Annotated in this window: 12 protein-coding genes; 5 read left to right on the top strand and 7 right to left on the bottom strand. The window is 72.2% G+C overall.

Features of this window, described 5'->3' with window-relative positions; all coding sequences use genetic code 11:
* A partial coding sequence (locus tag AB0C29_RS14715; RefSeq protein WP_360820281.1) for an alpha/beta hydrolase occupies window positions 1–1,379 on the top strand: 1,379 nt, incomplete at its 5' end.
* On the opposite strand, the gene glmS is transcribed toward AB0C29_RS14715, so the two are convergent.
* Window positions 1,366–3,249, bottom strand: a complete 1,884-nt coding sequence (glmS, locus tag AB0C29_RS14710; protein ID WP_360820278.1) for a glutamine--fructose-6-phosphate transaminase (isomerizing) — start codon at window positions 3,247–3,249, stop codon at window positions 1,366–1,368. The two genes, AB0C29_RS14715 and glmS, sit on opposite strands and share 14 nt — an antisense overlap.
* A gap of 199 nt (window positions 3,250–3,448) precedes the next feature.
* On the opposite strand from glmS, the gene AB0C29_RS14705 reads away from it, so the two are divergent.
* Complete coding sequence (locus AB0C29_RS14705; protein WP_360820275.1) at window positions 3,449–4,552, top strand: MmpS family transport accessory protein; 1,104 nt, start codon at window positions 3,449–3,451, stop codon at window positions 4,550–4,552.
* A 47-nt stretch (window positions 4,553–4,599) separates the two neighbouring features.
* Window positions 4,600–5,787: a pyridoxal phosphate-dependent aminotransferase gene (locus tag AB0C29_RS14700; RefSeq protein ID WP_360820272.1), complete on the top strand. Its 1,188-nt coding sequence runs from the start codon at window positions 4,600–4,602 to the stop codon at window positions 5,785–5,787.
* Window positions 5,788–5,878: 91 nt separating this feature from the next.
* On the opposite strand, the gene glmM is transcribed toward AB0C29_RS14700, so the two are convergent.
* From glmM to rplM, 3 genes are all read right to left on the bottom strand, one after another.
* A complete protein-coding gene (gene glmM / locus AB0C29_RS14695; RefSeq protein ID WP_360820269.1) occupies window positions 5,879–7,231 on the bottom strand; it encodes a phosphoglucosamine mutase in 1,353 nt (450 codons plus the stop codon).
* A gap of 150 nt (window positions 7,232–7,381) precedes the next feature.
* On the bottom strand, window positions 7,382–7,963 hold the full coding sequence (rpsI, locus tag AB0C29_RS14690) for a 30S ribosomal protein S9 (RefSeq protein ID WP_360551881.1): 582 nt from the start codon (window positions 7,961–7,963) through the stop codon (window positions 7,382–7,384).
* A gap of 20 nt (window positions 7,964–7,983) precedes the next feature.
* A complete protein-coding gene (gene rplM / locus AB0C29_RS14685) occupies window positions 7,984–8,427 on the bottom strand; it encodes a 50S ribosomal protein L13 (protein WP_203776528.1) in 444 nt (147 codons plus the stop codon).
* A gap of 650 nt (window positions 8,428–9,077) precedes the next feature.
* Between rplM and AB0C29_RS14680 the strand changes: the two genes are divergently transcribed.
* Window positions 9,078–10,223, top strand: coding sequence for a uroporphyrinogen-III synthase (locus AB0C29_RS14680; protein WP_360820266.1), 1,146 nt, complete (start codon window positions 9,078–9,080; stop codon window positions 10,221–10,223).
* Window positions 10,224–10,324: 101 nt separating this feature from the next.
* Here the strand turns inward: AB0C29_RS14680 and AB0C29_RS14675 are convergent, their stop codons facing one another.
* The 3 genes from AB0C29_RS14675 to AB0C29_RS14665 are packed head-to-tail and all read right to left on the bottom strand — an operon-like array spanning window position 10,325 to window position 11,755.
* Entirely contained in the window at window positions 10,325–10,945 is a 621-nt protein-coding gene (locus tag AB0C29_RS14675) for an ATP/GTP-binding protein (RefSeq protein ID WP_203776533.1), read from the bottom strand.
* On the bottom strand, window positions 10,926–11,288 hold the full coding sequence (locus AB0C29_RS14670) for a DUF742 domain-containing protein (RefSeq protein WP_360551876.1): 363 nt from the start codon (window positions 11,286–11,288) through the stop codon (window positions 10,926–10,928). Before AB0C29_RS14670 ends, AB0C29_RS14675 begins: the two co-directional genes overlap by 20 nt.
* 53 nt (window positions 11,289–11,341) lie before the next feature.
* Window positions 11,342–11,755 carry a roadblock/LC7 domain-containing protein gene (locus AB0C29_RS14665; RefSeq protein ID WP_199515804.1) on the bottom strand — a complete coding sequence of 138 codons (414 nt, stop codon included), beginning with the start codon at window positions 11,753–11,755 and terminating at the stop codon, window positions 11,342–11,344.
* A gap of 210 nt (window positions 11,756–11,965) precedes the next feature.
* Here AB0C29_RS14665 and AB0C29_RS14660 point away from each other — a divergent pair.
* The coding region (locus tag AB0C29_RS14660) for a hypothetical protein (RefSeq protein WP_360820263.1) at window positions 11,966–12,226 on the top strand (261 nt) is incomplete at its 3' end.

Genomic DNA, 12,226 nt, shown 5'->3' with positions numbered 1-12,226 from the left:
CCGCCGAGCTGCGCGCCCACGCCACCCGCCTCCGCACGATCTGGACCGGCTCGGCCGCCGACGCCGCCACGGCGCACCTCGCCACGTTGATCCGCCGGCTCAACCTCTTCCGGCTGGGTTGCTGGATCGCCGACCAGGCGCTGAGCGAGTTCGCCGCGGCTCTGGCCAGGAGCAGGTCGATGCTGGGAGGCACCCCGGCGGGCGTCACGGTCGCCGATAACGGCACGGTGAGCGGACTTCCAGCAGCAGCCGTACGCGACACTGCGGCGACCATCACAGCGGCACTGACCATCGCCGCGGAGGCGGACGGCGCTGCCACGAGCCGGCTCAGTGAGCTGGACACGGGTGGGACAGCAAGCCCGCCGACGGGTGCTCCGCCGTCCTGCACCGCCACGCCGGCGCAGGTGCGGCAGTGGTGGGAGGCGCTGACTCCGGCGCAGCGCCGTTGGCTGCTCGCCACCGAACCGGGCCGGCTGGGTCCGCTGGACGGCGTTCCGGCCGGCGTCCGGGACCTGGCGAACAGGCTGACCCTCGACGAGCTGCCGGCCCGGCTCCGCGGACTCGACGCGCTACGGAACCGGCTCGCCGACGGGGACGGGCCGCGGGCGTACCTCCTGCAGCTCGACCCGGCGGGCGAGGGCCGGGCTGTGGTCGCGCTGGGCGACCCGGACCGGGCCGCGCACGTGCTGACCCAGGTGCCCGGCATGACCGCCGACCTCGCCTCGTACGGCGGTGAGCTGGCCCGCGCCGAGCGGATCGCCACCCGCGCGACCGAACTGGCCCCGCAGCACGCCACCAGCACCGTCATGTGGCTGGGCTACGACGCTCCGGACTTCGTGCACGAGGCCGCGAGCCGCTCCCAGGCCACCGCCGGGGCCGTCGGGCTACGCCGGTTCCAGGACGGGTTACGGGCCACTCACCTGGGCGCACCGGCGCACCAGACCGTGCTCGGGCACAGCTACGGATCGCTGGTCGTAGGCACCGCGGCAGCACAGCCCGGTCTGGCCACCGACGACGTCGTCTTCGTCGGTTCACCCGGCGTGGGCGTGGACTCCGCGGCGGAGCTGGGAGTGCCGGCGGACCGGGTGTGGTCCTCGACCTCGCACTCGGACGTCATCCAATGGGCGGCCGTGTCGCCGCGGAGCCTGGTCGAGGACCTGGCCCTGAGCCAGGCCGTGCCGGGTGGCGCCTTGCTGGCCTTCACCCGGCCGGAGGACGACCTCTACTTCGGCACCAATCCGAGTGACCCGGCGTTCGGCGCCCGCGTGTTCGCGAGCGAGCCGGACGCCGGGCACCTCGGCTACTGGGAGCCCGGCAGCGCGGCGCTCGACGCGCTCGCGGACATCGCGGTGGGGCGGGGCGATGTCATTCCACGGTGACGGACTTGGCCAGGTTGCGCGGCTGGTCGACGTCGTGACCCCGGGCGGCGGCGATCTCGCAGGCGAGGATCTGCAACGGCACGGTGGTCATGAGCGGGGCCAGCAGGGTCGGCGTACGCGGCACGGTGATGAGGTGGTCGGCGTAGGCAGCCACCGCGTCGTCGCCCTCCTCGGCGATGACGATGGTGCGTGCCCCGCGGGCGCGTACCTCCTGGATGTTGGAGACGACCTTGTCCCGCAGCACGCCACGGCCGGCCGGCGACGGCACCACGCACACCACCGGGGTGCCGTCGTCGATCAGCGAGATCGGGCCGTGCTTCAGCTCACCGGCGGCGAAACCCTCGGCGTGCATGTACGCCAGCTCCTTGAGCTTCAGCGCCCCCTCCAGGGCGACCGGGAAGCCCACGTGCCGGCCGATGAACAGGATCGTCGGAGCCGCCTTGAGCTCACGGGCCAGCGCCCGCACGTCCTCCATGTCGGCGAGCAGCTCCCGCAGGTTGTCCGGGGTGCGGCGCAACCGGGAGACGACGGCCGCTACCTCGTCGGCGTACATCACGCCGCGGACCTGAGCCAGGTGCAGCCCGATCAGGTAGCAGGCGACCAGCTGGGTCAGGAACGCCTTGGTGGAGGCGACGGCGATCTCGGGGCCGCCGTGGGTGTAGAGGACCGCGTCGGACTCGCGGGGGATCGTCGAGCCGTTGGTGTTGCAGATGGCCAGCACGCGGGCCTTCTGCTCCTTCGCGTGGCGCAGCGCCATCAGCGTGTCCATCGTCTCGCCCGACTGGCTGATCACGATCACCAGCGTGGAGCGGTCCAGGATCGGGTCGCGGTAACGGAACTCGCTGGCCAGCTCGACCTCGCAGGGCAGCCGGGTCCAGTGCTCGATGGCGTACTTGGCGACCATGCCCGCGTGGTACGACGTGCCGCACGCGATGACGAAGACCTTGTCCACGTCACGCAGGTCCTGGTCGGTGAGGCGGACCTCGTCCAGGACGATCTCGCCGCGCTCGGAGAGCCGGCCGAGCAGGGTGTCGGCGATCGCCTGGGGCTGCTCGGCGATCTCCTTGAGCATGAAGTAGTCGTAGCCGCCCTTCTCCGCGGCGGAGGCGTCCCAGTCGATGTGGAACTCCTTGCCGGTCGCGGGGGCACCGGCGAAGTCGGTGATCTCGATGCCGGCCGGCGTGATCAGCACAACCTGGTCCTGGCCCAGCTCCACGGCCTCACGGGTGTGCTCGATGAACGCGGACACGTCGCTGGCGAGGAAGTTCTCCCCGTCGCCGCGGCCGACGACCAGCGGCGAGTTGCGCCGGGCGGCAACAACCGCGTCGGGCACGTCGACGTCCATCGCGAGCAGGGTGAAGGCACCCTCGAGCCGGCGTACGACGCGGCGCATGCCCTCGGCGAGCAGCTGCGGGCCTTCCTCGGCACCGGCGGCGCGCAGGGCCCGCATCTCGGCGGCGAGCATGTGCGCGGCGCACTCGGTGTCGGTGTCGCTGACGAACTCGACGCCGGTCGCCTCCAGCTCGGCGCGCAGGCGGGCGAAGTTCTCGATGATGCCGTTGTGGATCACCGCCACCCGGCCGTCGGCCGACAGGTGCGGGTGGGCGTTGCGGTCGGTCGGGCCACCGTGGGTGGCCCAACGGGTGTGCCCGATCGCGGTCGAGCCGACCGAGATGCCGTCACCGGCGCGCTCGACCAGCGCCTTTTCCAGATTCGCCAGCTTGCCGGCCTTCTTCTCGGTCAGGATGACCGAGTCGTCGATGACGGCGATGCCGGCGGAGTCATAACCGCGGTACTCCAGCCGGCGGAGCCCGTCGAGGACGATTTGCAGAGCCGGCCGACTGCCGACGTAACCCACGATCCCACACATGGGGGGCAGCGTAGCGGACTTCCGCTCACGGCCGCTGCGCAAGAACCATACTTTCGCGCATCGGACGTGATCGAAAGAGCCGTTCGGCCGGTCGCGCCCGGACCCGCGGCCAGGTCAGGCGTACGGCTGACACGACCGGGTGATCCGATCCTGGCGTCGAGGGCGTACCGTCGGGCGGACGCCTGCTCTGGAGAGACGATTGAGCTACCCACCGCCTTCTGACCCGACGCGGCCGTACCCCGCGGAAGAACCCGTATCCGGTCAGCCGTGGTCGTCCCCGTCGGGCGATTCCCTGTCGGCCGAGCCCCCGCGCCCGCCGGCGCCGTCGTTCCAGCCGGGTTATGCCTCGCTGCCGCAGCCCAACGCGCAGAGCAGCGGGCCGCCGGACGGCTACCCGCCGACCTCGCAGTTCCCGGCCCAGCCGGGCCAGCCCCAGGCAGGCCAGCCGCAGCCCGGGCAGCCACAGCCGCACTACGACGCGCAGGCCGGCTACCCGCCGCCGGACCAGCAGGGCCAGTTCCCGCCGCCGGCCTACCAGCCGCCCGGCTACGCCCCTCCGGGCGGCTACGCCCCTCCCGGCTACGGCCAGCCCGAGTACGGCCAGCCCGGACAGGGCCAGCCCGAGTACAGCCAGGCCGGCTACGGCCAGCCCGGCCCGCCCGGATACGGCCAGCCCGGCCAGGGCCAGCCTGGTTACGGCCAGCCCGGCTACGGGCAGCCGGGATACGGCCAGCCCGGCTACGGCGCCACCCCACCGCCGCCGAAGCGCAGCAACGTCCCGCTGGTCGCCGTGCTCGTGGCGGTGGTGCTGCTGCTGTGCGCCGGCGGCGTGACCTCAGCCGTGCTGCTGGTGAACCGGGCCACCGACAAGGCCCAGGAGAAGATCGACTCCCTGCCGAACTTCCCGACCGAGGTGCCGGACCTGCCGACCGACGTGCCCGGCCTGCCCACGGAGCTGCCCACCGATCTCCCGACCGAGCTCCCCACCGGGCTGCCGAACCTGCCGAACGTGGATCCGAATCAGGAGCTCAAGGTCGAGTACGAGGTCACCGGCGACGGACCGGCCGAGATCGTGTACGTGGAGAAGCTCGGCGGCGACCCGCAGCGGGTCCGCAACGCCTCGCTGCCGTGGCGTAAGACGGTGACGATGAAGGGCTCGTCACTGGTCTCGGTCATCGCCGTCCGGGGCGCGACCTCGGAGGGCAAGCTGAGCTGCAGCGCCAAGGTCGACGGCCAGGAAGTGGCCCAGAAGACGAGCCAGGGCAGCTTCATCACCGCCGCCTGCACCAAGCTGATGTTCTGACCCCCGGTGGTCAGCGGCAGCCGAGCGGACGGTCGTAGGCTGGCGTCGTGACGACGTCGACCCCGGCCGATCCGCTCGTCGGGCGCATGCGCCCGTTCGGCACCACCATCTTCTCCGAGATGTCCGCGCTGGCGGTGCGCACCGGCTCGGTCAACCTCGGGCAGGGCTTCCCGGACACCGACGGGCCACCGGAGATGCTGGCCGCGGCCGCCGCCGCGCTCGGCTCGGGCGCGAACCAGTACCCGCCGCTGCCGGGCATTCCCGCGCTGCGGGCCGCGATCGTGGCCCACGAGCAGCGGTTCTGGGGCCTCGAACGCGACCCGGACACCGAGGTGGTGGTCACCGCCGGCGCCACCGAGGCGATCGCCGCGAGCATTCTGGGGCTGTGCGAGCCCGGGGACGAGGTTGTGTGCTTCGAGCCGTACTACGACTCGTACGCGGCCTCGATCGCCCTGGCCGGCGCGGTCCGGCGGCCGGTCACGCTGCGGCCCGGCCCGGACGGGCGGTACGGCTTCGACGAGGGTGAGCTGCGCGCCGCGTTCGGACCGCGCACCCGGATGATCCTGCTGAACACGCCGCACAACCCGACCGGCAAGGTCTTCACCGGCGATGAGCTCGCGCTGATCGCGCGGCTCTGCCAGGAGCACGACGTGTACGCCGTCACGGACGAGGTCTACGAGCACCTGGTCTTCACCGACGCCGCCGCGCCGCACATCCCGTTGGCCACGCTCCCGGGCATGCTGGAGCGCACGCTGCGGATCTCCTCGGCGGGCAAGAGCTTCTCCTGCACGGGCTGGAAGGTCGGCTGGGCGACCGGCCCGGCCCCGCTGGTGTCGACCGCGATGCGGGTGAAGCAGTTCCTGACGTTCGTCAACGCGGGACCCCTCCAGCCGGCGGTGGCCGTCGCCCTCGCCCTGCCGGACTCCTACTTCACCGGGTTCCGCGACGGCCTCCAGGCCCGGCGGGACCGGCTCGTCGCCGGCCTCACGGACGCGGGCTTCGGCGTGCTGCCGTCGGAAGGCACCTACTTCGTGACCGCCGACATCACCCCGCTGGGCGGCACGGACGGCGTCGATTTCTGCCGGTCACTGCCGGAACGCTGCGGCGTCGTGGCCGTGCCCACGCAGGTCTTCTACGACCACCAGGAGCAGGGCCGGCGCCTCATCCGCTTCGCGTTCTGCAAGCGCGAGGACGTCATCGACGAAGCCGCCAAGCGCCTCCGCACCCTCGCCTGACCCGCCAAAGCAAAGCGGCCCAAGCCCAAGCGGCCGCCGAAGCGAAACGGCGGGGCCGAGCGATCCGCCCGGCCCCGCCGCTCACCACCAGCTACGCCGGACTGGCCGACCGGACCTCGTCCGCAACCCGCTCCGCGACCGTCCGCGCCTGCTCCTCGGTGACGGCCTCGACCATCACCCGCACCAGGTGCTCGGTGCCCGACGGGCGCAGCAGCACCCGCCCGGTCTCCCCCAGCTCGTCCTCCGCCAGCGCCACCGCCGCCTGCACGGTCGGGGCCGCCGCGCCCGCCTGCCGGTCCTTGACCGGGACGTTGATCAGCACCTGCGGCAGCTTGTGCAGCACCGACGCCAGGTCGGCCAGGGACTTGCCGGTCTTGGCGATCGTCGCCATCAGGTGCAGGCCGGTCAGCACGCCGTCGCCGGTCGTCGCGTACGCCGGCATCACGATGTGCCCGCTCTGCTCGCCGCCCAGCGCGTAGCCGCCCGCCGCCAGTTCCTCCAGCACGTACCGGTCGCCGACCTTGGTCTCCAGCAGCTTGATGCCCGCGTCCTTCATGGCCAGGCGCAGGCCCAGGTTGCTCATCACCGTCGCGACCAGGGTGTCCTCGGTGAGGGTGCCCGCTTCGCGCATCGCCAGGGCCAGGATCGCCATGATCTGGTCGCCGTCGACCACGTCGCCGGCCGCGGTCACCGCGAGGCAGCGGTCGGCGTCGCCGTCGTGGGCCAGGCCCAGGTCGGCGCCGTGCTCCAGGACCGCCTCGCGGACCGCCTCCAGGTGGGTGGAGCCGCAGTTGTCGTTGATGTTGAGGCCGTCGGGGTCGGCGTGGATCGCGATGACCTCCGCGCCGGCCTCCTCGTACGCCGTCGGGCCGACCTCGCTGGCCGCGCCGTTCGCACAGTCGACCACGACCTTCACCCCGGCCAGCGGGTGCGGGGTCGACTCGAGCAGGTGCTTGACGTAGTGCTCGGCGCCGTCCAGCAGGTCGTGCACCCGGCCCACGCCGGCTCCGGTCGGGCGTCCGACCAGGCCGTGCCCGTCCGCGATGGCCGCCTCGATCTTCTCCTCGAGCTCGTCCGGGAGCTTCTGGCCGCCCGGGGCGAAGAGCTTGATGCCGTTGTCCGGCATCGGGTTGTGCGACGCCGACAGCATCACGCCGAGGTCCGCACCGGCCTGGCCGACCAGGTACGCGACCGCGGGCGTGGGCAGCACGCCGACCCGGACGACGTTGGCGCCGGCGCTGGTCAGGCCGGCCACGACCGCCGCCTCCAGCATCTCGCCGCTGGCCCGCGGGTCGCGCCCGACGATCGCCAGTGGCTGGTGGCTGGCGTCGCTCTCGATGAGCACCCGGGCAGCCGCGACCGCGACCGACAGGGCCAGTTCCGGGGTGAGCAGGTCACCGTTCGCCAGCCCGCGTACGCCGTCAGTGCCGAAGAGTCGCCCCATGGCGGTCGTTCCTTTCGCCGGTCCCGCCCCTGCTCGGGTGCGGTGGGCCGGTGCCGTGTTGTGAGGGAGGGAAACGCGAACGGCCGGGCACGCCCTACGAGGGGCGCACCCGGCCGTCCGGTCAGACGTGGTGCAAGACGAGCGCTGCGATCAGCGCTTCGAGTACTGCGGAGCCTTGCGGGCCTTCTTGAGGCCGTACTTCTTGCTTTCCTTGACCCGCGAGTCACGGGTGAGGAAGCCGGCCTTCTTCAGGGCCGGGCGGTCGTCCGGGTCGTTCGTGATGAGCGCCCGGGCGATGCCGAGGCGCAGCGCGCCGGCCTGGCCGGTGATGCCGCCGCCACGCAGGTTGGCGATCACGTCGAACTGCTCGGGCTTCTCGGCGGTGGCCAGCGGCTCGCGGATGAGCTGCTGGTGCACCTTGCTCGGGAAGTACGCCTCGAGGTCGCGGCCGTTGCAGGTGATCTTGCCGGTGCCGGGGATGAGACGCACCCGGACGATGGCCTCCTTGCGGCGGCCGACGGTCTGGATCGGACGGTCACCCGGGCGCGGGGCACGCACCGCGGCGGGGGCGGCCTCGACGACCACGACGGTCTCGGCGGGAACCTCGGCGGCCGGAACCTCAGCGGCGGGGGCCTCGGCGGTGGGCTCCTCGGCGGGAACCTCAGCGGTGGGCTCCTCGGCAGCGGGCTCCGCGACGGTCTCGGCGACCTCGGGCTCGACGATGTCGGTCATGCTGTTTCCTTCGCCCGCGCTCACTGCGCGATCTGCTTGATTTCGAACGGCACCGGCTGCTGCGCGGCGTGCGGGTGCTCGGCGCCCGGGTAGACCTTCAGCTTCTTGATGATCTGGCGGGCCAGCTTGTTGTGCGGGAGCATGCCCTTGACGGCCAGCTCGACCGCGTGCTCGGGGCGCTTGCTCAGCAGCTCCTCGTAGCCGACCTGCTTCAGACCACCCGGGTAGCCGGAGTGCCGGTAGGCGACCTTGGTCTGCCGCTTGTTGCCGGTCAGCGCGACCTTGCCCGCGTTGATGATCACCACGAAGTCGCCGGTGTCGACGTGCGGGGCGAACGTGGGCTTGTGCTTGCCACGCAGAAGGGTGGCGGTGTGGGTGGCGAGCCGGCCCAGAACGACGTCGGAAGCGTCGATGATGTGCCACTGACGCTCGATCTCACCCGGCTTCGGGCTGTACGTACGCACAGAATTACCTTGTCTCGTCGTCGGTCTGGGGGCGCGCGCTGGCCGCGTCAAGCACGAACATCGAGCCTACCCGAACGGGCGTGCTCGCAGCTGTCGCACAACAGCAGGCAACAATACCCGCCTGTGCGGCGCGCGGTCAAAACGGGCGGTGGGCCCGCCGTGCAGACGGGACCGGATAACGTAGCGCTCCTAGTTTAGGCGGTCCCCCGCGGCACGCCGACATGGGGCCGGGTGATTCCACCCACGGTGATGACCCGCTGACGTGAATGCCTCTTAGCAGGCTCGAAACATACGGGACGCGGAGCCGAAATTACCCCCCGGCACGCTTCGGACATGGCAAGTGGTGCGGGCACCCCGACGATGCGGCCAGGGCTCCGGCCCGGCGGCGCGCCCGGTCGCACCACCCACGAACCACCGCCAGGGTTGAGGACGGACCTGGCGGTGCCCGCCGAGCCGGTTGACCGGCTCGGCACCGGGAAGCCGCGGCGTGTGCCGGTCGGAGGTACGGCGGAGAACGCAGGCGTGACATGGGAGCGGGTCGACGCTGAGGACGGCGGTCTCCGAGCGTGCCCTTCGGTGGACCGGTCGGCCACGCCGCGGCTTTCTGGCAACCCTCCCCGCACCTCAGTGTGGGGAGGGCGGGCCGCCGGATGACCGAACGGGCCGGCAGCGCGCGAAGGACCGTGATCACCGCAGCAGCGCTCGCGGAGCCCACGGCGTCGCTGTCCGGCTACACGATTGGCGTGACTTCCGACCGCCGCCGGGACGAATTGGCCGGTCTGCTGGAGAACAGAGGCGCCCGCGTGGTGATCGCCCCCGCGCTGCGCATAGTCCCGATCGCCGACGACGCGGAGCTGCGCGCGGCCACCCGGGCCTGCCTGGCCCAGCCTCCGGACATCGTGCTGGTCAACACGGGGATAGGCATGCGGGGCTGGCTGGAGGCGGCGGAGGGCTGGGGGCTGGCCGAGCCGCTGCGGGCGGTGCTCTCCCGGGCGTACCTGGTCGCCCGCGGCCCGAAGGCCCGGGCCGCGATCCGGTCCGCCGGCCTGCAGGACCAGTGGTCGCCCGAGGGTGAGAGCTACGAAGAGGTCGTGGAGCACCTGACCGCCCGCGGCATCGCGGGTCTGACAGTGGCGATGCAGCTGCACGGCGAGAGTCAGCCGGAATACACCGAGGCGCTGCAGGCGGCCGGGGGCCGGGTGATCGAGGTGCCGGTCTACCGCTGGGCCCCACCGGTGGACCCGGCTCCCCTGCACCGCCTGGTCGACCTGATCACCGGACGCCTGGTGGACGCGGTGACGTTCACCTCAGCCCCGGCCGTCGGGGCGCTGCTGCGGGCAGCCGGCCCGAGCACCGAGCCGCTGCTGGAGAGCCTGCGCGTCGACGTCCTGTCCGCCTGCGTGGGCCCGGTGACCGCGGCGCCGCTGCGCCGGCACGACATCCCGGTGATCACGCCGGCCCGCGCCCGGCTGAGCGCCCTGGTCCGCACGATCGTGGACGAGCTACCCCGCCGGGCGCTGTCGCTGGAGGTGGCCGGGCACAAACTCACCCTGCGTGGCCACGCGGCGATCGTCGACGGCGACCTGAAGCCGCTGGCCCCGGCGCCGATGGCGGTCCTGAGAGCGCTTGCGGCCACCCCGGGCCGGGTCCTGTCCCGGGCGGCCCTGCTCCGCACCCTGCCCCGGGGGGCGGACGAGCACGCGGTGGAGATGGCGGTGGCCCGCCTGCGCGCCGGCCTGGGCACGCCAGGCGTCATCCAGACGGTCGTCAAACGCGGCTACCGCCTGCCCGCCTGAGCGGTTCGCTCCCCGGCGGAGCAAAAGACAGGGCCGGCCCGGCGGAGCAGAACGCGGCGGCCCGCCACCCAGACGGACCGCCACGCAGAAGACGTGCCGGGTCACCCCACGGTCGCGGGGAACCCTCTGCCCTGCTCGGCGACCAGAGTCGCCATCGCGTGCTCCACGACCCCGACCAGCACGGACTTCACCGAATCGCGGTGCCGGGCGTCGCACATCAGCAGCGGTACGTGCGGTGCGATCGCCAGGGCCTCGCGGACCTCCTCCGGTTCGTACCGGGGAGCGCCGTCGAAGCAGTTCAGGGCCACCAGGTACGGCAGGTGACGGTTCTCGAAATAGTCGAGCGGCGCGAAGGCGTCGGAGATCCGCCTGGTGTCCACCAGGACCGCCGCACCCACCGCACCCCGGATCAGCTCGTCCCACATGAACCAGAACCTGGTCTGGCCGGGCGTGCCGAAGAGGTACAGGATCAGGTCGTCGGCCATGGTGATCCGGCCGAAGTCCATGGCGACCGTGGTGGTCTCCTTGCCGGGCACCTTGGACGCGTCGTCGATGCCTTGTCCCGCCGAGGTCATCACTGCCTCGGTGGTCAACGGCTCGATCTCGGAGACCGCACCGACCAGGGTCGTCTTGCCCACGCCGAAGCCGCCGGCTATGACGATCTTCGCGGAGGTGATCTCCTTGGGTTGCGCCCCCGCCCGCTCAGAGCTTGCGAAGTCCACTCAACACCCTTTCCAGCAGATCCATCCGCTCCGTGAAGCCTTCCTTGGGAGCGGCACTGTGCAGCGTCAACAGCCCGTCGGCGACCATGTCGGCGACGAGCACCCGGGCGACTCCCAGCGGGAGCCGGCTGTAGGCCGCGATCTCGGCCAACGACTGCGCCCGCGGCTCGCACAGCACGGCGATGCGGTATTTGTCATGCCCGGCGAACCGGGATTCCTGCACGGCGGCCTGGCTGGCGACCAGGACCGCCTCGATGGGGATGTCGCGACGCGGCTCCGTCCGGCCCCGGGTGACCGCGTACGGGCGGACCAGGTTGCCCCGGGGGTCACTCGGTTGTCCCATCGTGCGGTCACCTCCTTCCGGCACACATCAGCGGCGTTGCGGGGTCGTACGGGTCAGACCTGGTGCGCGACGGCCTCACGGGGTGCGGGCACCAGGGCGGCACCCACCCGCTCGACCAGCAGAGCCATCTCGTAGCCGACCTGGCCGACGTCGCAGCTGCGCGCGGCCAGCACGGCCATCGACGAGCCGTCGCTGATGGACATCAGGAAGAGGTACCCGCTGTCCATCTCGATGATCGTCTGCTGCACCGCGCCGGCGTTGAACATCCGCGACGCACCGTCGGTGAGGCTGACGACACCGGAGGTGATCGCGGCGAGCTGGTCGGCACGGTCCGCCGGCAGGTCCCGCGACGAGGCCAGGAGCAGGCCGTCGGCGGAGACCGCGACGACGTGCGCGATACCGGCCACGCTGTCGGCGAAGTTGCTGAGCAGCCAGCCCATGTCCTGCATGGTGGGGGGCCTGGTCACTGTTAGTTCTCCTTCGGAGCAGGGGCGCCCGCGGCAGCTTCTTCACTGCCGGCCGTACGCCCACGTTGCACACCGCGGTGGTACGCGGAGAGGAGGCCACGTACCTCATCCGGGCTGCGACGGTTCTGGTTGCGCGGGCTGCTCTGCACGCCACCGGGGACGAGCTGGGCCTGGGGCACCCGCTTGGGTAGTCCGGAACGGGTGGTGTCGGTGACGGAGGGTTCCGCCGCGGCCATCGCCCGCTGCCATCCTTCGTCGGCGGCGGTCCGCCAGGCATCCTCGGCCGACCTGCGTGGCCGGGGCACCTGGGCACCGCTGTCCGGACCGGCGTCCGCCGGTCGCGAACCATTCTGCCCCGCGTTCGGGGCGCGGGAGGTCGTCGTTTCGGCTCGGGCCGGCGGGGACACCGGCGCCGGCGGGGACACCGGGGCCGGTGGTGCCGGTGGGGCGACCGGCACCGCCGCGGCGGGA

The organism is Actinoplanes sp. NPDC048791 (assembly GCF_040650095.1).
GTDB lineage: Bacteria > Actinomycetota > Actinomycetes > Mycobacteriales > Micromonosporaceae > Actinoplanes.
The sequence above is the reverse complement of the archived record's forward strand: the minus strand, read 5'-3'. Positions and strand labels throughout refer to the sequence as shown.